General features: G+C 35.5%; 18 protein-coding genes. 16 read left to right on the top strand and 2 right to left on the bottom strand.

Features of this window, described 5'->3' with window-relative positions; translation table 11 throughout:
* The first annotated feature begins 216 nt into the window (after window positions 1–216).
* Window positions 217–732 (top strand): OmpH family outer membrane protein, encoded by a 516-nt coding sequence (locus tag Q0947_RS06255; protein ID WP_299393697.1) that lies wholly within the window; start codon window positions 217–219, stop codon window positions 730–732.
* 78 nt (window positions 733–810) lie between these two features.
* Here Q0947_RS06255 and Q0947_RS06250 read toward each other — a convergent pair whose 3' ends face one another.
* A complete protein-coding gene (locus Q0947_RS06250; RefSeq protein WP_299393693.1) occupies window positions 811–1965 on the bottom strand; it encodes a DNA polymerase III subunit delta' in 1155 nt (384 codons plus the stop codon).
* Between the two features lie 121 nt (window positions 1966–2086).
* Here Q0947_RS06250 and Q0947_RS06245 point away from each other — a divergent pair, with 121 nt between their 5' ends.
* The 3 genes from Q0947_RS06245 (at window position 2087) to Q0947_RS06235 (ending at window position 6034) form a co-directional block, all read left to right on the top strand.
* Window positions 2087–3274: a phosphoglycerate kinase gene (locus tag Q0947_RS06245; protein WP_299393690.1), complete on the top strand. Its 1188-nt coding sequence runs from the start codon at window positions 2087–2089 to the stop codon at window positions 3272–3274.
* A 175-nt stretch (window positions 3275–3449) separates the two neighbouring features.
* Window positions 3450–5036: a lytic transglycosylase domain-containing protein gene (locus Q0947_RS06240; RefSeq protein ID WP_299393685.1), complete on the top strand. Its 1587-nt coding sequence runs from the start codon at window positions 3450–3452 to the stop codon at window positions 5034–5036.
* A 26-nt stretch (window positions 5037–5062) separates the two neighbouring features.
* Window positions 5063–6034 carry a DUF4837 family protein gene (locus tag Q0947_RS06235; protein WP_299393682.1) on the top strand — a complete coding sequence of 324 codons (972 nt, stop codon included), beginning with the start codon at window positions 5063–5065 and terminating at the stop codon, window positions 6032–6034.
* A gap of 60 nt (window positions 6035–6094) precedes the next feature.
* On the opposite strand, the gene tatA is transcribed toward Q0947_RS06235, so the two are convergent.
* Window positions 6095–6289, bottom strand: a complete 195-nt coding sequence (gene tatA, locus Q0947_RS06230) for a twin-arginine translocase TatA/TatE family subunit (RefSeq protein ID WP_299393677.1) — start codon at window positions 6287–6289, stop codon at window positions 6095–6097.
* 113 nt (window positions 6290–6402) lie between these two features.
* Between tatA and Q0947_RS06225 the strand changes: the two genes are divergently transcribed.
* The 12 genes from Q0947_RS06225 (at window position 6403) to Q0947_RS06170 (ending at window position 20666) form a co-directional block, all read left to right on the top strand.
* The gene (locus Q0947_RS06225) at window positions 6403–7269 is read left to right on the top strand and encodes a M23 family metallopeptidase (RefSeq protein WP_299393673.1); all 867 of its coding nucleotides are present in this window, start codon (window positions 6403–6405) and stop codon (window positions 7267–7269) included.
* Window positions 7269–8771: a GH3 auxin-responsive promoter family protein gene (locus Q0947_RS06220; RefSeq protein ID WP_299393668.1), complete on the top strand. Its 1503-nt coding sequence runs from the start codon at window positions 7269–7271 to the stop codon at window positions 8769–8771. The genes Q0947_RS06225 and Q0947_RS06220 overlap by 1 nt, the downstream gene beginning before the upstream one ends.
* Before the next feature lie 28 nt (window positions 8772–8799).
* Window positions 8800–10488 (top strand): hypothetical protein, encoded by a 1689-nt coding sequence (locus Q0947_RS06215; RefSeq protein WP_299393663.1) that lies wholly within the window; start codon window positions 8800–8802, stop codon window positions 10486–10488.
* A gap of 9 nt (window positions 10489–10497) precedes the next feature.
* A complete protein-coding gene (locus tag Q0947_RS06210; RefSeq protein ID WP_299393660.1) occupies window positions 10498–11556 on the top strand; it encodes a hypothetical protein in 1059 nt (352 codons plus the stop codon).
* 111 nt (window positions 11557–11667) lie between these two features.
* On the top strand, window positions 11668–12213 hold the full coding sequence (rfbC, locus tag Q0947_RS06205; RefSeq protein WP_299393655.1) for a dTDP-4-dehydrorhamnose 3,5-epimerase: 546 nt from the start codon (window positions 11668–11670) through the stop codon (window positions 12211–12213).
* Window positions 12210–13103 (top strand): dTDP-4-dehydrorhamnose reductase, encoded by an 894-nt coding sequence (rfbD, locus tag Q0947_RS06200; RefSeq protein WP_299393652.1) that lies wholly within the window; start codon window positions 12210–12212, stop codon window positions 13101–13103. The genes rfbC and rfbD overlap by 4 nt, the downstream gene beginning before the upstream one ends.
* A gap of 163 nt (window positions 13104–13266) precedes the next feature.
* Window positions 13267–14592: an MATE family efflux transporter gene (locus Q0947_RS06195; protein WP_299393647.1), complete on the top strand. Its 1326-nt coding sequence runs from the start codon at window positions 13267–13269 to the stop codon at window positions 14590–14592.
* A gap of 78 nt (window positions 14593–14670) precedes the next feature.
* Window positions 14671–15939, top strand: coding sequence for an O-antigen ligase family protein (locus Q0947_RS06190; RefSeq protein ID WP_299393644.1), 1269 nt, complete (start codon window positions 14671–14673; stop codon window positions 15937–15939).
* Window positions 15914–17212 (top strand): glycosyltransferase, encoded by a 1299-nt coding sequence (locus Q0947_RS06185; RefSeq protein ID WP_299393641.1) that lies wholly within the window; start codon window positions 15914–15916, stop codon window positions 17210–17212. Before Q0947_RS06190 ends, Q0947_RS06185 begins: the two co-directional genes overlap by 26 nt.
* Window positions 17190–18248 (top strand): hypothetical protein, encoded by a 1059-nt coding sequence (locus Q0947_RS06180; RefSeq protein WP_299393639.1) that lies wholly within the window; start codon window positions 17190–17192, stop codon window positions 18246–18248. Before Q0947_RS06185 ends, Q0947_RS06180 begins: the two co-directional genes overlap by 23 nt.
* Window positions 18214–19545, top strand: coding sequence for an O-antigen ligase family protein (locus Q0947_RS06175; RefSeq protein ID WP_299393637.1), 1332 nt, complete (start codon window positions 18214–18216; stop codon window positions 19543–19545). Before Q0947_RS06180 ends, Q0947_RS06175 begins: the two co-directional genes overlap by 35 nt.
* A complete protein-coding gene (locus Q0947_RS06170; RefSeq protein ID WP_299393635.1) occupies window positions 19542–20666 on the top strand; it encodes a glycosyltransferase family 4 protein in 1125 nt (374 codons plus the stop codon). The genes Q0947_RS06175 and Q0947_RS06170 overlap by 4 nt, the downstream gene beginning before the upstream one ends.
* The last annotated feature ends 62 nt before the right edge of the window (window positions 20667–20728 follow it).

Here is a 20728-nt window from a genome sequence, read left to right as displayed (position 1 = left end):
ACGTAATTTAAGGCGTTTTTAGAGCGTTTCAATCGCTTATAAAGGAATTTATATTGAGAATTTTTAAAACAGCCTTAAATTCTTTCCTATAAATCCGTTTTTGATTGATATAATTAATAGGTAATCCGGTTCTCATTAAATAAACCTATATCACATATTTTTATTATTTTCTCATTGACTTTGCTACATTTGCACAAAATTCTAATAAACATAAAAATGAAAAAAGGTTTTATCGCTCTATTAACTTTAGTGATGTTGTCATCATGTCAAGAGCAAACAAAAATTGGGTTTGTTGATAACAGCAAATTGATTAACGATTATCAAAAGAAGAAAGATATTGAAGCTAAGTTTCAAGTTGAAATAGATGCATTCAATAAAAAAGTTGATAGTATAGGTCAATCTTTTCAAGCGCAAGCAGCAGAGATGCAAGCAGCCGATCCTAAAATGGTTCAAAAAAGTTCTCAGGAGAAATACCAAGCTTTGGCACAACAATACCAACGTTTCCAACAGCAATTTCAAATGGAAGAGCAACAAATCCAATCTAAAAGTCAAGCTCAAATTGACACCCTTATTAAAGATGTAAGAAGCTTTGTTAAGAATTACGGCGAAAAGAACGGTTACTCTTATATTTTAGGTAGCAATGAAGCTGGTAGTGTGATGTATGGTAAAGAAAGTAATGACTTAACTAAAGAGATTCTTGAAGCTCTTAATGCTGAAGTTAAAAAGAACTAAGGACAACGTTAATGAAGTGATGAAATTCTGAATGCAAGTTACATTTAGCGTTCTATAAGAATAAAAAAAGCCAGTTATTTAACTGGCTTTTTTATGTAATAATCTTGTGAGTTTTATGGATAAATCGGTTAAAATGATTTTAGAATTTCCATTACGTTCTATATGATAAATGGCATCTTCAAGTTCATTGCTGATGTCCATGATATTGCCTTCGTGGATGAAAGGCGCAAAATTTTCCAATTTGAAATTCTTCGTTTTTGGCTCCATAAACACCAATGCATCGGCATTGTAATTCATCAATAGCGCTTGTCGGAAAAAATCGAGGCAGAATTGTAAAAATTGTTTTTGTGTTTCACGACCTGTTTTAGCAATTTGTTCACTCCAGCTAATTAAATCATGAATGGCTGTTTTATTGCCTTTCGCTTTAAATGCACTTCTAATCCAAAAGACAAACCATTCTTCAAATTGAAGATCTTCAGAATCTTGGTAGACTAAATCGCAGGCTTTATTGTAATTCCCATTAGATTGATGTGCTATTTTAGTAGCTGTTGCTTCATCCAGTTGATAATTTTTTTGCAATGCTTCAATAATTACGGCTTCCGCTAAAGGTGGAAAATGTAACACTTGGCAACGGGATCTTATCGTGTTGATAATTTGTGCTTCGTCTTCCGCAATTAAAATAAAGACAGTTTTTGCAGGCGGTTCTTCAATTAACTTCAGAAGCTTGTTGGCAGCAGAAGTATTCATCTTTTCTGCCATCCAAATAAGCATGATTTTATAACCACCCTCATAAGATTTAAGCGACAAAGCTTTAACTATATTTAGAGCTTCATCAACACCAATTTGCCCTTGTTTATTTTCAATGCCCAAAATGCGGTACCAATCAAAAAGATTCCCATAAGGTTGCTCTTTGAGTAATTGGCGCCATTCCTCCATAAAATGGCTTGAAACAGGGTGTTTTTTAATCTTTTCTGTAGTCGCTACCGGAAATGCAAAATGCAAATCTGGGTGCCCAAAATTTTGAAATTTTAAGTTGCAACTTTCATTGCCACCTGTATTTTCTGAATTTTTATTACCGCAAAGTATATATTGGGCATAGGCAATAGCCATTGATAATGTCCCTGAACCTTCCGGGCCTACAAACAATTGTGCATGCGGAATGCGTCCGTTGTCGACACTTTGTGTCAAATGATTTTTGAGGTGTTCTTGTCCTAGTACAGTACTGAATTGCATGGCACAAAACTATGTATTTTTTTTCATTAACGATGCTGGAATTCCAATTCCTAAACGATTGCGTTTTTTATCGTTTTAGAAATAGTTACATTTGTTTCCATTTTATAAAAAAGAAATACCAATGAAAACCTTAAACGACTTCAATTTTAAAGATAAAAGAGCACTTATTAGAGTAGATTTTAATGTGCCTTTGGACGAGCAATTTAATGTAACGGATGATACAAGAATTGCTGCAGCAAAACCAACGATTATCAAAATATTGGAAGATGGCGGTAGTTGTATTTTAATGTCACACTTAGGACGACCTAAAGGTGTTCAGGAAGAGTTTTCATTAAAGCATATCTTAAAAAACGTGGAACAAATTATTGGTGTAGAAACCATTTTTGTTTCAGATTGTATCGGTGAAGAAGCGCAAGCTGCTGCAGATAATTTGCAACCGGGCCAAATTCTATTGCTTGAAAATTTAAGATTTTTCAAGGAAGAAGAGGCAGGAGATAAGGATTTTGCAGAAAAGTTATCTAAACTTGGAGACATTTATGTCAATGACGCCTTTGGTACAGCGCATAGAGCGCACGCTTCAACTGCGGTTATTGCTCAATTTTTCCCAGAAAAGAAATGTTTTGGCTACTTATTAGCGCAAGAAATAGAAAGTATCAATAAGGTAATGGAATCTGGTGAAAAACCAGTTTTAGCTGTACTTGGTGGTGCAAAAGTGTCTTCAAAAATCACTATTATCGAGAATATATTAGATAAAGTAGACCACTTAATAATTGGCGGTGGAATGACCTTTACTTTCATTAAAGCGCAAGGTGGCAGCGTTGGTGATTCTATTTGTGAAGATGACAAAATGGAATTGGCATTGGAAATTTTAAAAATGGCTGAAGCTAAAAACGTTAAAGTTCACCTGCCTGTAGATGTTGTGGCTGCTGACGCGTTCAGTAATGACGCCAACACGCAAATTGTAAAAGTAACTGATATTCCTGATGGATGGCAAGGTTTGGACGCAGGTCCAGAATCTATTAAAAACTTCCATGACGTCGTACTACAAAGCAAAACCATTTTATGGAACGGCCCATTAGGCGTTTTTGAAATGGAGAATTTTGCCAACGGTACTATTGAACTTGGTAATTCAATCGCAGAAGCCACTAAAAACGGTGCTTTTTCTCTTGTAGGTGGCGGTGACTCTGTTTCTGCTGTGAAACAATTTGGCTTTGAAGATAAAGTAAGTTATGTGAGTACCGGAGGTGGTGCCATGTTAGAAAGCTTGGAAGGTAAAACGCTACCGGGAATTGCTGCAATTTTGGAATAACAGCTTTTCAACCTTAAACTTCTGAAAATTTTAGAAGAGTGATGGTATAGACGACAAGTAGGATTTATCCGATGAAACGCAGTTAACTGTGTTAAATTGTTGTTTTATACCATCATTTTAAATATTATTGTACGATTTTAATCTACAAATCGTTGATTTATAAAACACCATACTAATGAACCAAAAAATAGTATCTCTAACCTTTGGCGCTTTATGTGTATGTGGTCTTAGTTTTTCGCAAGGAAAAACACCAAAAAAAGACGCTGCCAAAGCACCAAATAAAACTGTTTCAGTTCAGATTGATTCCATTAGCGATGGGGAACATGGGGCCGTAAAGGAAATAAAACCCGTTGCTGATTCCTTAAAATCAAAAAAAATTGAGGATTTAAAGATTGCCTCTGAAATTGACCAAAAGTGGCTTGATGAGCTTTATGGTAACGAATTGTTTGATAGTATTTATCAATCTGTTACCGATTTGAAATATGATGCCATTGATTATCCTGAGTTACCAACTGATACCTTAAAAGTACGTTTGAAAAAGCTAAGCGCCAGAACGCCTTTTAATATTGAGTATAATGCATCTTTAGAAAGCGTTATCAAGTCGTATTTAAAACATAGACGTCACTCCATGGAGCGTTTAATGGCTTTAAGTGAATACTACTTTCCTTTATTTGAAAAGGAATTGGATAACTATAATGTGCCTTTAGAGATAAAATATCTGGCTATTGTAGAATCAGCATTAAAACCTCGTGCAAAATCGCGCGTTGGAGCAACAGGATTATGGCAATTTATGTACGGAACAGGTAAAATGTACGGCTTAAATGTGACCAGTTATGTTGATGATCGTAGTGATCCTATAAAATCTACCGAAGCTGCAAGTAAATATTTAGCGAAACTGTATGAGATTTTTGGCGATTGGGATTTAGCGTTAGCCGCTTATAATTCAGGTCCTGGAAATGTTAGTAAAGCCATCCGTCGTTCTGGTGGATATGAAAATTATTGGAATATCAGACCACATTTACCACGTGAAACTGCCGGTTATTTGCCAGCGTTTTTAGCTACCATGTACATTTTTGAATATGCTGAAGAGCACGGTTTTAAAAAGCATAAGCCGAACTTTAGATATATGGAAACCGATACTATCCACGTGAAACAAACCATTAGTTTGGATCAGGTTTCGGAATTGTTGGAACTTCCAATGGAGGAACTTCAGTTTTTAAATCCATCTTACAAATTGGATGTTATTCCATTTGTTGAAGGCGAAAATTACACCTTGAGGCTTCCAAAACACGCCGTCGGTAAGTTTGTAAATAACGAAGCAAGTATTTATGAGTACGTGACCAACGAACTGAATAAACGCGAAAAACCAGTTGTTCAGATATTGGAATCGAAGTCCAAATCCACTTACACCGTCCGGTCTGGGGATAATTTGGGTAAAATTGCGCGACAATACGGAGTGCGGGTTTCAGATTTAAAGGCTTGGAATGGACTGCGAAGTAACAATCTTAAAATTGGGCAACGCTTAAGTGTTTATAATTCAAAGGCCTCAATATCAGCAAAGCCTGTAAGCGCTGTAGCGAGCAATTCAAGTGCTAAATCCAGTTCGTCAGGTTCAGCAAAAACATACAAAGTGAAGTCAGGAGATTCCTTATGGAGCATTTCTAGAAAGTTTCCGGGCGTTTCTATTCAAAATATCAAAGATTGGAACGATATTAGTGGTACTAATTTAAAAGTAGGTACAACACTTAAAGTTTCTCGTTAAGTGTTTTTAATTTTAAAATTTAAACCATGAAAATCATTTACGCTCTTGCCTTTTCTTTGCTATTATTCACCTCGTGTAACGACGGTAAAAATCAGCGAATAATATCATCATCCTCAGGAAACATTAACACCCTTTTAGTGGTGGTAGATAACTTATTATGGGATGATAGCGTAGGTGAAACTATTAGAGATGTTGTAGCTGCACCAGTGCCAGCTTTGAATCAGGAGGAGCCTTTGTTTTCGTTAAGTCAAATGCCACCGGTTGTTTTTGATGGATTTGCCACTAAGAGCAGAACCATTCTTAAAATTGAAAAAGGAGGACCTGCAGGCATGGTAATTAAGCATGACGTGTACGCAAGACCTCAAACTGTCGTGGTGGTTTCAGGTAAAACAGACCAAGAAATTAATGAGCAGCTTGAAACTCATGGGGATGAAATTATTGCTGCCTTCAAAAAGGAAGAGTTAAAGGAAAACCAACGCCGAATTAGAATTTCTTTAATGGATGATACGCCACTTCAAGAGAAATTGGGTGTAAAATTAAACTTCCAAACAGCTTATAGAATAGCCAAACAAGAGAAGGACTTCTTTTGGATCCGTAAGGATATCCCAACGGGAACAATGGACATCGTTATTTATGAAGTGCCATTGAATACTATCAAAAAAGGGGATAGTGCTATTGTGGATATTGTAAGAATGAGAGACTCCATTGGTCAAGTTCATATTCCTGGCCCTGTAGAAGGCTCCTATATGATCACAGAAGAAGCTTACACGCCATATTTATACGAAACAAAGATTGATGGGAAATTAGCCTATGAAACTAAAGGTATTTGGGACGTTAAAAACGCCTTTATGTCTGGACCATTTATCAATTATGCTATTGAAGACAAAGTGAATAACCGATTCTTGGTTATTGAAGGTTATGTTTTTGCACCGTCTGTTGAAAAGCGAAACAATATCTTTGAGATGGAAGCCATTATAAAATCCATTAAAATTCTTTAAACAAAAAGAGCCAACTTAATCAGTTGGCTCTTTTGTTTTTTCTATAGTCTAAATTTGAAATTAGCTTTTTTTGTCTGCAGTTTTAGTTGGCTCATCACCATCTTCTTTACTGGCATCTTTAAACTCTTTGATACCGCTTCCCAAACCTCTCATCAGTTCTGGAATTTTCTTTCCTCCAAAAAGCAATAATACCAGTACAACTACAACTACTATTTGCCATACTCCAATTGCTAAAAAAATACTTGATGCTATCATAACATTTAATTTGAACTGCAAATTTAATAATTAAACTTCAAATTAAACGTTAAAAACAAACTTTAGATGAAAGACGCAAAAGATTGCCTTAATTTTATTTAATTTTGTTCAGCATGACAACAAGAAAAAAAGAGAAGAAATTCGCTAAAAAATTGCTTCATAAGTACCGCTTGGTCGTGCTTAATGAAGATACCTTTGAAGAGCGATTCGCTATAAAACTAACACGTTTAAACGTGTTCGTAATCGTATCATTATCTACTATTTTACTAGTAGCCGCTACTACGTTTTTAATTGCGTTTACGCCACTCAGAGAGTTTATTCCAGGATATTCTTCTGCTAAATTAAAAAAGCAGGCCACAGAGCTTAGTTTTAAAACGGACTCCTTGCAAAAGATTATTGATGTTAATGACAAGTATTTTAATTCCATAAAACGTGTATTGAGCGGCGATGTTAAGACTGTTGAATTCAACAAGGATTCTATATTGAATGCTGCTAACGAAGAATCCGGACAACTTACTGTGAGACCTACCAAGCAAGATTCCATATTGCGTGAAAAAGTAGATAAAGAAGATAAATACAACCTTTTTGAATCGGCTATTTACGCTTCAAATTTTGTCTTATTTCCGCCTGTAAACGGAACGATTTCAGAAGGCTATAATGTGAAGGAGAAGCATTATGCGGTAGACATTATTGTTGCCAAAAACACCCCTGTTAAAGCGACGGCGGATGGTACGGTGATTTTCGCAGAATGGACTACTGAAACAGGTTATGTGGTAATTATTGAGCACAGCTATGAAATGATATCCGTATATAAACATAATGCGTCTTTAACCAAGGAGCAAGGCGATATTGTAAAAGCAGGCGAGGTTATTGCCTTGGCGGGAAATAGCGGAGAGTATACCACTGGGCCGCATTTGCATTTTGAATTATGGAGTAAAGGTTACCCTATCAATCCAACCAATTTTATCGATTTTAAGTAATGTTTTCAATAAAATCAGCTCTTGCTAAACCTTTTGCGTTTATTATTAAAAAATCCGTTTTAAAATGGGCTAATAACCCTATAGAAACACAGCATAAGGTATTTGAAAACCTAATTGCTGTCGCTAAACAGACGCAATTTGGTAAGGATCATGATTTTTCAAGCATTAAAACACATGCTGATTTCGTTTCACGTGTGCCTGTTCGCGATTATGAAGATCTGAAACCTTATGTAGAGCGCGTTGTTGCCGGTGAACATGATATTCTCTGGAAAGGCAAGCCTATTTATTTTGCAAAAACCTCCGGGACAACGTCGGGAGCTAAATATATTCCCATCACAAAGGAGAGTATGCCAACGCATATTGAGGCGGCAAGAAATGCCATCCTCATGTATATTGCTGAAACTGGCAATGCCGATTTTGTGGATGGCAAGATGATTTTCCTTCAGGGAAGTCCAGTTTTGAATGAAAAAAATGGAGTTCAATTAGGGCGTTTATCAGGAATTGTAGCGCATTTTGTGCCTAAATACCTTCAGAAAAATAGAATGCCGTCGTGGGAAACCAATTGTATTGAAGATTGGGAAACCAAAGTGGAAGCCATTGTCACTGAAACATTGCCAGAAAATATGACTGTTATTTCAGGGATTCCTTCATGGGTACAGATGTATTTTGAAAAGATAAATCAGAGAACCGGCAAAAAGGTTGGGGATGTGTTTAAGAACTTCAACCTCTTCATTTTTGGAGGTGTTAATTATGAACCGTATCGCGCCAAATTTGAAAGTCTTATTGGCCGAAAGGTAGATAGCATCGAACTTTATCCAGCCAGTGAGGGCTTCTTTGCTTATCAAGATCAACAAAAGGAAAAAGGAATGCTGCTTCAGTTGAACTCAGGAATTTTCTATGAGTTTATAAAGGCTGACGAATTTTTTGATGAAAATCCTAAGCGAATTACCATCAAAGACGTACAACTACACACCAATTATGTGATGATTATTTCATCAACTGCTGGTCTTTGGGCGTATAATATTGGAGATACCGTTCAGTTTACCTCACTAAAGCCTTACCGTGTTATAGTTTCAGGACGCATTAAACATTTTATTTCAGCGTTTGGTGAACATGTTATTGGTAAAGAAGTGGAGCAGGCCTTAAAAGAAGCGGTTGCAGGCACAACTGTACAGGTTTCTGAATTTACGGTGGCGCCGGAAATCAACCCTAAAAGCGGATTGCCGTATCATGAATGGTTTATCGAATTTGAGAACCAACCTGAAAACCTTGATCAATTGGCAGAAAAAATTGAAAGTTCATTACAAGCACAAAACAGTTATTATGTTGATTTGATTGTAGGTAAAGTACTTCAACCATTAAAAATCACCGTGGTAAAAAAGAATGGTTTTCAAGATTATATGAAATCAATAGGAAAATTGGGAGGACAAAATAAGATCCCTCGACTTTCCAATGACCGTAAGATTGCAGACGCTTTGATCGCAAAAAATTTAACGAATTAATCCTATCTTTATAGATTAAATACCAACTATGAGTAATAAAAAACACCATGCGAGAACGCGAGCTCAGGAGAGCTCAAATGCAATTGAAAGAATGTATATAACAATGCGCCATTTGTTTAATCGCGGATTTTACAAACCTATGGGCATTTCTGGTGAAACACTTCGCGAATCCTTATTGCTTTTAAGACCAGAAATTTATGGTTCTATCGGTGAGGAGAAAGCGGAATTGGAAGGGTTACTTTATGTAGTTGATCGATTGCCACACGGCATTGAAGAGTGTACATTCATTAACCTTACCAGTGATGAAGGCTATACCAATTCGCATTTTAAGGTAATCATTCCACCAAAAAGAAGACGTAACTGTTTCCGAATTGACGACGAGCAAATGAACATTGAAATTACGCGTGGTCGTTCAGAAATTTATGATATTCTCACCCACTTGACGTTTATGTTTGTGGAGTCCCATAAAATTAGCAAGCGCGTCCTTGTGGATGAGCAGGGAACAACCACCAGGGATTGGATAAAATTAGAAAAGGCGGTACTTTCCAATGAGGAACTAACCCAAGAGGCAAGAGAGGTTGCCATTACCCATACCGCAAATATTTTAGGTAGAACATTCAATGAATTAACTGAAGTTTATAATGCCTTCGCATTGCCAAACCAGCCTGAACGTTTATTACATTTAGTGTATTGGCTTGGGAAATTGGCTATTGAAGAGGTTGTAAATAACAATAAACGTACGGTAACCTTCAGTCCGGTGCTAAGAGAGCGATTAGGGCACCATATTCACGGTGAAGTTTGGGCAGACACCATAAAGGATGCGTTAATGAAAAACGGCCTTATTGAGCGTCCTATTCACGTGATTAGTGCGAACATGCATAGTGTTATGAATTCGCTTTTTGCGCCGCAAGCACTAAAACCTTTAGCGTCTAAAAAGGATATTTTTGAAGTTTATGAAGCTTTAAGCCAAAAGGAAAATCAAGAATTGCGCAATAAGGTTACTAAAGAAGCACTGCAAAGAGGGATGATTTACATTCCTGATACCTCAGGAACCAACATAGACGTTCAAATTTTTGATACCGCTAAGATTGATTTTCTTAAAACAGATTTAGAGGGCGTTAAAATGCTGGATGATTCAGAAAAACCCGTACTTTTCGTTATGGATTATGCGTTTGGTGAGCAAGCTTATGAAACCATTGATGAATTGCTAAAACCGATTAAACTCAAGGACAAGCAAATTCACCTGAATATAGATTCTATTTCCATCATGGGAAAAGCAGGAATTTTAGAAGGTGGAAAAGGAGATATAATGATTCCGTCCGCGCATATATTTGAAGGTACAGCAGATAATTATCCGTTTGACAATGAGCTTTCAAAGTCTGATTTAGAAGGTCATGGCATCAATGTTTATGAAGGTTCCATGATTACTGTTTTAGGAACATCGCTTCAAAACAAAGAAATCTTGAAATTCTTTTTCAATTCCACGTGGAATGTCATCGGATTGGAAATGGAAGGCGCGCATTATCAAAAGGCCATTCAGGCGGCTTCAAAAGTGAGAGGAAGTATCAATCCTAATGTTAAGGTAAGATATGCGTATTACGCGAGTGATAATCCTTTAGAAACGGGGAGTACGTTAGCTTCTGGTGGATTGGGAACTTCGGGCGTCAAACCAACCTATCTCATAACAAGAAAAATATTGCAACAAATATTTAGTTAAATCGCAGTTATGGATGAAGATTTAAGAAAACAACAGCCCTCAAATGAAGAGGTTGATCTGGGCCAAATATTTAATGCCATTGGTCGGCTTTTTGAACGCTTTTTTAGATTCCTAGGGCGGATTTTTAAAGGTATATTTGAGGTTATTCTGTTGTTTTTGTTTTTCATCCAAAGGCATTTTTGGAAATTCATTATTGTAATTGTCGTTGGGGTAATTGTAGGAGCCATTATTGATATAAAAAAGGAACCTGAGTATATTTCAACCATGGTTATTGAACCTAACTTTAATAGTGTTCAACAGCTTTACAATAACATCGCTTTTTATAATGAACTTGCGGAAGCCAAAGATTTTGTATCGCTTGCTGAAGCCTTAGATATAACCGATGAAGATGCTTCATCTATTAGGGAATTTAGCGTAGAATCTTACTCCGACGAAAATCAGAAAATCATATTATTTGATCAGTTTATCCGTAGTTTGGATAGTACCACCCAAAAGGCGATAGATATGAAGGCTTATTTGGCGAATTTTAACTCCCTGGAGGCACGTTTTCATACCATTTCGGTAACAGCAATAGACAATAGTATTGCGAAAAAGATTCAGCCGGCCATTATTTCTTCTATATCAAATAACAGCTATTTCAATCTGCAAAAAGACATTAGCGATAGTAATATCAAACTTCAGGATAGTCTGTATAAAAAGCAAATTGCAGAAATAGATTCGTTGCAGTTACTGTACAAAAAAGTCATGCTTAAAGAGGCTGAACGTCCGCTACAAGGCACAAATATTAGTCTTGGTGAAAATGGGACTCAAAAAAACAAGGAGCTTGCATTGATTGATAAAATGGAAGAATTGAAATTAGGGCTCGTAGAACTTAACGAAGAACGCGGAAATAAGTCCAGCATTTTAAACGTGATATCTGATTTTCCGAGAAAAGGCGTGCGCGATAAAGGGCTTCTAAAAAGTTATAAATTCTTGGTGCCGAGTTCGTTTTTAATTTTAGCAATTCTACTGTTAATTGTATTATCATTAAACCGATATCTTAAAAATCATACTAAAAGAACCTTTTAGAGCCTTCACTTCAAGTCATTTTATGTTGCCTTTTTTTGTTATATCAGTAGAAAGGTAGATTTGTAAGACGCGTTATTGCTGCAGCTCATTTAAAGGATTAAAATAAGAATTTTGGAAATAAAAGAAACACACCTCAAAGACTGCTACATCATACAACCTAAGGTTTTTGTAGATACAAGAGGTTATTTTTTTGAGAGTTTTAATAAGAAAGATTTTCAACATCATACAGGGCTAACCATCGATTTTATTCAAGATAATCAGTCTTTATCTCAAAAAGGCGTTCTGAGAGGGCTTCATTTTCAAAAAGGAGACCTTGCACAAGCCAAATTATTGAGAGTTATAAAAGGAAGTGTCCTAGATGTTGCTGTAGACATTAGACCTCAGTCTGAAACTTTTGGTCAACATATAACCATGGTTTTGAGTGAGGAGAATAATACACAATTGTTTATTCCTCGTGGATTTGCACATGGATTTTTAGTGCTGGAGGAGAATACTATTTTCTCTTATAAATGCGATAATTATTACGATAAAGCCTCTGAAAGTGGCATTATATTTAATGATAAAACACTAAATATTAATTGGCAATTTCCAGAATCGGAATTGATTATTTCAGAAAAAGATAAAGAACTTCCAACTTTTGAAACGCTATTCAAGTGAGACAAAGGATTCTTGTTACCGGCGGAAAAGGGCAATTGGCAAGTTGTATACATGCCATTGCTGATCAATACCCAAATCTGAATTTCATTTTTGTTGATAGAACTATCATGGATATTTCCAATGATCAACATGTTTCAGAGTTTTTTGGAAAAAATAAAATTGATTGGTGTATCAATTGTGCCGCTTATACCACTGTAGATAAGGCTGAATCCGAAGATGATATCGCAAATGAGGTTAACGTCCTTGGTCCAAAAAACTTAGCAAAATCCTGTAAAGAGCATGACGTCAAATTGGTTCATATCTCTACCGATTTTGTTTTTAATGGTGAGAAAAATAGAGCTTATACTGAGAATGATGCTACTGGGCCTTTAAATACTTATGGGAAAACCAAATTGCAGGGCGAGCAAGAGGTTATTTCAGTTTTAGATCAGCATTTTATCATTAGAACTTCTTGGTTGTATAGTGAGTTTGGCCACAATTTTATGCGTACCATGCTAAAGCTTTCTAAGGAAAAGGAACAACTCCAAATCGTAAATGATCAGATTGGGACACCAACATATGCTGGAGATTTGGCGACTTTTATTGTGCAGTTAATTGCTACAAGCAGTCGTGAATTTGGGCTTTATAACTACAGTAATGAAGGGGTTGCCAGTTGGTATGATTTCGCAAAGGCCATATTTGATATGAGTAAAATAGACATCAAGGTCAATCCAATTGCGTCAGATAATTTTCCGACAGCAGCAAACAGGCCAACGTTTAGTGTGTTGGATAATGCCAAAATCAAACAGACGTTTAATTCCGAGCCAAAGTATTGGAGAGAGAGTTTGGAGGTATGTCTTCAGAATTTAAAAGACGACCATTACAACTTGAACCCTAAAAACCAGGTTTAAACATGTTGTGTATTGATTTCCAATTGCATTCGTGTTTTACTTGCTTCATTACAAAGCATTCTTTTTGCTAAATTACTATCAAAATCAATTTTTAAGGTTGTAGCGTAAGATTTAAATTTTGATTTGCCATCTCACTAAAGCAGTTAACGTATTTTCAGTCTGAATGAATATTAGAAACCAAATATTAAAAAAGAATCTGTCCTATGGTTTGGTTTTTAAAGCAGGCGCAATCTTGGTTACTTATCTTACCATTCCTCTATTGATTAAAGGATTGGGTGTTATGGATTATGGCGTGTGGGTGACTATTTTTTCCATATTTGGGTGGATATATTATCTCGATTTAGGCATCGGAAATGGCGTTAAGAACAACATAACCACCGCCTTGGTTAAGAAAGACTTTTTAAGCGCCAACCAATACATCAATACAGCCTATATTTCTATTTTTTTAATTGCGCTTCTGTTTCTAGTGGTGTCTGGAATTTTAATTTGGACGTTAAACCTAAGCAGTATCTTAAATGCTGAGCTGGATGAATCCACGGTTAAGATAATCTTCTTAATAACCTTAGTTTCCTTCTTTCTTAACTTCATTTTAAGTCTCTACAAACAGTTGTTTTACGCCATTCAAAAGTCGGCAATCGTAGAGCTCTCGTTGTTTTTAACCAATTTGATAATCTTTTTGGTTTTTATCGCCTTACTGAAATATTCCAATTTGAGTTTAATTAATGTGGCTTTAATCTATGGCATATCCAACGTATCCATCAGTTTGATTTTCAATTATGTGTTCTTTAAGAGGCAGAAGGAATTAGTGCTCTCACCAAAATATTTTAATAGAACAAAGACTAAAGATATTATGGGCATCGGATTTGAGTTTTTTATAATTCAAGTGTGCCTTGTCATTATTTTGACCACAGATAATTTAATCATTTCCTATTTATTGGGGCCGGCAGAGGTGACTACCTACAGTAACGTGCTTAAATTATTTCAGATTTTTCTAGTGTTTAGTGCGCTAATATTAACGCCATTGTGGGCCTTATACACGGAAGCTTTTCTAAATAAAGATTTTGAATGGATCAAAAGTGTGCTGAGAAGACTTAATTACGTGTTTGTTTTTGCCATAGCAATTGTGATTCTCACCGTAATTTATGCCAAGGAAATTCTATATTTATGGATTGGAGAGGATCTTTATTACAGCGATTTGTTGATTGTTTTAACGGGAGTGTTTGTCCTGATTAGAATTTATGGCGATATCTACATGTATTTTTTGAATGGTGTAGGGAAAATCAAATTACAGATGTGGCTTTTTATAGTCGGTGCCGTAATAAATATTCCGCTTTCAGTAGTGTTTGTAAGCTATTTTAACCTTGGTAGCTCTGGAGTTATCCTTGCCACATGTATCAGTTTATTTGGTTTATCAATTGCAATGCCTATTCAAACCTATAGCGTTTTAAAGAAAAATTCATTTGTCCGTGAGGAAATTAAAAGCAATTAAAGTGGGTAGTTATGAGTAAAAGTAATCAGGCTCACATATTTTTGTACAGATCACGTTAATTTAAAACGGCGCATTCCAATGAATTATATCGATAAATTATTACTTCTCGCATTTCCATTTATGGATGTGGGTTTTATGATTTTCGGAATTCCATTTCGTTTGGGTGAATTGGCCTTTTTGCTCTTCTTTTTAAGATTGTTGGATATCAATGCGATTTCAAAAATCACTAAAATAAACAAATCAGGGTTTTTGATTCTTTTTGTATTGCTGCTCAATTTGATCCTCACCGTATCGGTTGCTTTTTTTAGCACTATAGATGAGGGGTTTTACTACAAATATGTGGTAAGAAACACGCTGTATATTTTCGCGTTTATGAGCTTTGTCATAAAGCCAATTAACTACGAACAAATAAAGTTCGAATCCTTTATCAGGTATATTCTTTACGTGGTTTCGATTTTTTATGTAATCGAATTTATAGATTATTACATCGTCAGTTTTAATTGGAGCGATTCAATTTTTGTGAGCAGACAGGAAAAGCACATCTTTAATGATATTATGATCAGGTTTGCCGGCCCATCCTCAGAACCTGCTTATGTTGTTCCGTTGTTGGCAATTCCGTTGATGTATGGCTTTATTAAGCGAAAATTGAAATATTCGCTCTGGTCCATGGTTTTTATCCTATTGACATTTTCATCTTTCGGATATTTGGTGCTTGTTTTTTCTGTTCTGTATTTCTTAAATGGCTCAGCAGATAAAGCATTAAAACGGAAAGTAAAAAATGGACTCTTCTATGCGGCAACCACAATGGCAGTTGTAGGACTTATTTTTTTTAAGAAAGTAAGCATTATGATTGCTTATAATTGGGAGAAATTTCAGGCTTATTTTGGAATCGGCGATGTGTACGAATGGTCGGCTGCACAACGGTTAGGACATATGAAGTTGGGAGCAAACTTATTCTTGGAATCCTCCTGGCTTAGAATGATTTTTGGAAATGGTACGGGCTATTACAACAAGATGAGCAAATCTTTTACAGAGTTTTTTTTAGATGACGCTGAAGAAGCTCACAATTTGTACCTCTCCACATTAACCGATAGAGGGTTAATTGGTCTTTTATTAATCATTATCTTGTTTAATATTATCAGTAACATTAAAATACCTAAAACGGCACCTGCAGAGTATAAAGGTTTCTTTATCGCAATTAAATTTGGAGTATATGTAAGAATGGCCCATTGGTTTTTTACGGGCATGTTGTGGCAGTATTATTTTTGGGTGGAAGTAGCGCTATTGATTTCAGCGAGTGCATATTTTATTAAAATGTCAAATGAAAGAAGAGGAGATAGATTTTAGTATAGTAACGGTATGTTATAATTCAATACGTACGATTGAAAGAACTATAAAAAGTGTGATCTCTCAAACCTATAAAAATTATGAATACATCATTATTGACGGCAATTCGAATGATGGAACGGTTGAGGTAATAGAAAAATATAGAGATTTTATAGATATTATCGTTTCTGAACCTGATAACGGCATCTATGATGCATTTAATAAAGGGATAAACCTCGCAAAAGGACGCTTTATAAGCATTTTGAACGCAGATGACACCTACAACCCAAACACGCTTCAATTAGTCTTAGAAACGGCTAAAAACCACCCGAACGCGCTTATTTATGGCGATACTTATTTTATTGATGATAACGATGTGGTGTTCTCTTCAAACATTGGAAAGTTCGATCCTACTCAGTTGAAATCTGGTCTCGGATTTATGCATCCGGCTACGTTTGTTGCTAAATCAGTGTATGATAAAGTTGGATTGTATGCAGTCTCAAAAGAATTGTCCATAGCGAGTGACGCTTACTTTTTATTGAAATGTTACACACAAGGCATTTCTTTCGTAAAGTCCGATGTTAAGGTGTTTATGAGAACGGGAGGCTTAAGTGAAGTGTCTTTTTATAAGGCCCATCGTCAATATTTGACCGCATTAAAAAACCATAACCTTATAAATGATAAGGAATTTCAAACTGAATCGTTCAAATTGACTTTTAAAGGCACTTTAAAAAAGTTTTTTACTAGAAAAAGTGTGGCGAACATCAAGCTGCAGCTTTGGATCATCGTCATTGCACTTTTTAATTTCATTTATAAAATCTTACTGTTTAATCGCTTGAAAAAGGGCTTTTTCAGATTGTTTGGATTTAAAATAGGAAAACATACTCATATTCACAATTCCACATTTTTAAGCCTGGGTAAATTTTCTATAGGTGATCATTCTGTGATTAATCCGAAATGCGTTATCGACAATAGAGGGACGATTACCATTGGTGATAAGGTGTCTATCGCTCATTATTGCAAGATTTATACCACGGGACACGACATTAATTGTTCTTATTTTACAGGAACGAAGAAGCCAGTGACCATAAAGGATCATGTGGTTTTATTTTCTAGTTGCATTATCCAACCAGGCGTCACAATTGGTGAAGGTGCCGTGGTGTTTCCTGGTGCTGTGGTTGTTGAAGATGTGCCTGCGTATGCTTTAGTTGGCGGGAATCCTGCAAAGGTAATTGGTGAAAGAAATTCAAACTTAAATTACAAAATTGATTATGGATTTAAGTTTATCAAATAATACACACTTCCATTTTGTTTGTACCAATTATGGAAGCTCTAAAGATGGCATCGGTCATTTTACCTCAAAAATTGTAAAGGCATTGAGAAAAACTAGTGCTTTGAAAATAACAAGGTACTCGGCTGAAACACATCATCTTTCTAAATTACAGTTATTCTTTTCTATGCGAATGACTTCAGAATTGTTGCGATTGAAAAGAGCACTTCAAAACAATTCCGATGAAAATTATATCATTTTAGAGTATCCGTTTGTGGAATACAATCCTCTATTTTTAGTCGTCCTGTATTCAATAAAATCTAAAAAAAAACGAAAACCCATTATTGTTATTTCGCTTCATGAATATAGCAGAACCAAGCTGTTCCGAAAATTGTTCATTAAGCTTCTTATTCCGATTAGTGACATCGTTTTATATACAAAAGAAGAAGATGTAAAGCCTTTTTTAAACAGTAAAACCATCTTTAAAAAGCGAATAATTCCCGCAAACATTGAACCGTCACACAGAAAAACGATAACTCCATCAACGTCAGTACACATATGTTTTTTCGGAATCATTAATTTTCAAACCAAGGAAATAACACCTATGATTCAGGCATGGGAGCAGTATCTTGAGAAGAATGGAGACAACAGGATCGTTTTCCATTTTATCACCAGTTCATTGCATCCGGACATTAAAGAAAATAAATCATTAAAATATCATTTTGATCTGGACGATGATGAGGTTTCTACGTTGCTACATGATATGCACTGCATGATCTTGCCTTTAAAACCGAACATCTCCACAAACAACGGAAGCCTTGCGGTGTGTTGTAGGCATGAATGTTTGCCCGTTAGTGTTTTTGATACTCGTTATTTTAAGGATGATTTTGGTTTAAGAATGAAAAATTATTCTGTAGCAGAATTCGTAACCGTATACGAAACAATAAACAGTTTGGATTTTGAAACATTGACTTCGATGTCTGAGTTGGCCTATCAGTACGGTAAAGAAATGTCAATACAAAATAGTGCCAAAGCTTATTTGGAGTTGGCAAGCTTATAACCATCAGATAAATCAGGAAATGGTTTCAAGAATTAGTCTAAAAAATAAAAACCAAAAAATAGGGTTTTTAAATCTATTACTGGCGGTAGTGGGCTTTAGCATCCCATTTTCGTTTGCATTTAATAGTATTGCTATTGGTGTATTATTTCTATATTCTTTTATAGGGTTTAAAAAAAACAAGTACACGTTTTCAAATCTCAAAAACGAATTTGGGATTCACGTGTTATTCATAATTTATTTTTTAATTCAGTTCATTGGCGTCTTTTATTCGGATGATTTAAACCTGGGATTTAAATATATCATCCAAAACAGTGTGTTCTTAATATTGCCAATTACCTTCATTAATCTATCAGATGTGATGGATTATAAAAAACTTAAATATGGACTTTATGGCTTTGTTATAGCTGTTCTGATCATTTTACTGAGTATACACGTAAACATTTTCAATAAAATACTTAGCCAACATTTAGACTATAATTCGCTGTTATTCCATTTTGTAAGGGTGAATTTCGTCCAAGAAGGTTTCGTCCAAATCCATCCACCATATTTCGGACTTATGGTCGTGTTCTCGTTAGTCGTAGTTTTAAAAACGACGTTCTCAAGAAACACCGTTTTTAACGGGATAATTAAATTCTTTCTTATGGGATATCTACTGTTGTCCTTATATGGAATCTCAGCTTTTATACCCATTATTTTAGTGTTGTTATTGTTGGTCATCTATCTTATTTATTTGATAAAGGAGAAAAAATTCAAACTGTTGCTGTCCATTCTCTTACCTGTTTTACTTGTAGTGATTATCGCTGGAAGTATCATTAATGCAAAGTCAATTTCTAAATTCCCTGGGGAAAGTCTACTCGGAAGAATTGAATGGAGTTTTATAAAGGGAAAAGGGGATACGTCCCGACCAGAAAACTGGAAAAGTGTGATATCCGTGATAAAAGATCATCCGCTAATAGGGGTGGGTACTGACGGCGGACTTACGTATTTGCAAGTTTATAGAAGTAAAACGAGCGAGTCTTATATCAATAAACACAACGCCCATAATCAATACTTAGAAACTCAACTAAGGCACGGGATTCTTGGATTTATTGTATTGCTGATGATTTTTTATAGTCTCATTTTAAGGGCTAAAAAATCAAGAGATAGCACTTTTTGCGCATTTATATTTATCTTCATGATAGCTTCGATTACAGAATCGTATCTCATGAGGCAAATAGGGTTAACATTTTTCATTTTTTACGCTTTATTGTTTAGTACATTCTATAATTTTGGTAACGATAAAAAAGCTCTGGAATGAAGAAGGCACTAATTCATGATTGGTATTACGTAAATGGAGGAGCTGAAAAAGTCATTCAATCATTTAATGCGATTTGGGCAGATTTAGAGCATTATGCTTTAATCGATTTTTTAGATGAAAAAGACAGAAAGCAGATATTTACAGGAGATAACAAGACTGTAAACACCTCATTCATTCAAAAACTACCAACTGCAAAATCCAATCACCGGAAGTTTTTACAACTCTTTCCGTATGCCATTGAGCAATTCGATTTACGAGCATATGATTTAGTATTAAGCTCTTCAGCATCGGTTGCAAAAGGTGTTTTAACGCACCCAAATCAGCTCCATATTTGCTATTGTCACTCACCTATGCGTTATGCGTGGGATTTGTATCATCCGTATCTAAAAGCATCTAATTTAACAGGGCTTAAAGGGTTTTATGCGAAGCAGATTTTGCATAAAATGAGAATTTGGGATGTGGTATCTTCAAATAGAGTCGATCATTTTATTGCCAATTCGAAGTTTGTTGCCAAAAGGATCAAGAAAATTTATAATCGTGAAAGTACAGTTATCTATCCGCCCGTAGACGTGGACTATTTTAAGTTGGTAGATGAAAAAGAGGATTATTATTTTACAGCCTCACGGATGGTGCCTTATAAAAATATCGAATTGATCGTGAGAGCTTTTAATAAAATGCCTCATAGAAAATTGATTGTTTCTGGTGATGGGCCTGAGTTTAACAACATCAAAAAGATTGCTAATCAGAATATAGAATTGTTGGGTTTTATTGAAAATGATCAATTGAGGCACTATATGGAAAAGGCGAAAGCCTTCGTATTTGCCGCAGAAGAAGATTTTGGTATTATTCCGGTCGAAGCACAAGCTTGTGGTACTCCTGTAATTGCTTTTGGGCAAGGAGGCGTATTGGAAACGGTAATCAAGAATAAAACTGGTGTATTTTTTTACAAACAGGAAGTAGAATCGCTACTTACGGCAATTGATGACTTTGAGAAAATGACTTTTAATTACGCAGAGATCCGCGAAAACGCTTTAAGATTTTCAAAAGAACGGTTTGAAACTGAAATAAAAGACTTTGTTTTAAGCAACTATAAACGTTTTAAAGAAAAAGGATTGTCCTAAATTGGATACGATCAATCTGAAGTTTCAAACTTATAATCATCAGCACATTACGATAAATTGAT

The sequence above is a fragment of the uncultured Gelidibacter sp. genome (genome assembly GCF_947500795.1).
In the GTDB taxonomy this organism is placed as follows: Bacteria; Bacteroidota; Bacteroidia; order Flavobacteriales; family Flavobacteriaceae; genus Gelidibacter.
The sequence above is the reverse complement of the archived record's forward strand: the minus strand, read 5'-3'. Positions and strand labels throughout refer to the sequence as shown.

Bases quoted from the DNA above. Each gene is read 5' to 3' on its own strand.
- Q0947_RS06255 (WP_299393697.1), top strand. From the start codon at position 217: ATGAAAAAAGGTTTTATCGCTCTATTAACTTTAGTGATGTTGTCATCA.
- Q0947_RS06250 (WP_299393693.1), bottom strand. From the start codon at position 1,965: ATGCAATTCAGTACTGTACTAGGACAAGAACACCTCAAAAATCATTTG.
- Q0947_RS06245 (WP_299393690.1), top strand. From the start codon at position 2,087: ATGAAAACCTTAAACGACTTCAATTTTAAAGATAAAAGAGCACTTATT.
- Q0947_RS06240 (WP_299393685.1), top strand. From the start codon at position 3,450: ATGAACCAAAAAATAGTATCTCTAACCTTTGGCGCTTTATGTGTATGT.
- Q0947_RS06235 (WP_299393682.1), top strand. From the start codon at position 5,063: ATGAAAATCATTTACGCTCTTGCCTTTTCTTTGCTATTATTCACCTCG.
- tatA (WP_299393677.1), bottom strand. From the start codon at position 6,289: ATGATAGCATCAAGTATTTTTTTAGCAATTGGAGTATGGCAAATAGTA.
- Q0947_RS06225 (WP_299393673.1), top strand. From the start codon at position 6,403: ATGACAACAAGAAAAAAAGAGAAGAAATTCGCTAAAAAATTGCTTCAT.
- Q0947_RS06220 (WP_299393668.1), top strand. From the start codon at position 7,269: ATGTTTTCAATAAAATCAGCTCTTGCTAAACCTTTTGCGTTTATTATT.
- Q0947_RS06215 (WP_299393663.1), top strand. From the start codon at position 8,800: ATGAGTAATAAAAAACACCATGCGAGAACGCGAGCTCAGGAGAGCTCA.
- Q0947_RS06210 (WP_299393660.1), top strand. From the start codon at position 10,498: ATGGATGAAGATTTAAGAAAACAACAGCCCTCAAATGAAGAGGTTGAT.
- Q0947_RS06195 (WP_299393647.1), top strand. From the start codon at position 13,267: ATGAATATTAGAAACCAAATATTAAAAAAGAATCTGTCCTATGGTTTG.
- Q0947_RS06190 (WP_299393644.1), top strand. From the start codon at position 14,671: ATGAATTATATCGATAAATTATTACTTCTCGCATTTCCATTTATGGAT.
- Q0947_RS06185 (WP_299393641.1), top strand. From the start codon at position 15,914: ATGAAAGAAGAGGAGATAGATTTTAGTATAGTAACGGTATGTTATAAT.
- Q0947_RS06180 (WP_299393639.1), top strand. From the start codon at position 17,190: ATGGATTTAAGTTTATCAAATAATACACACTTCCATTTTGTTTGTACC.
- Q0947_RS06170 (WP_299393635.1), top strand. From the start codon at position 19,542: ATGAAGAAGGCACTAATTCATGATTGGTATTACGTAAATGGAGGAGCT.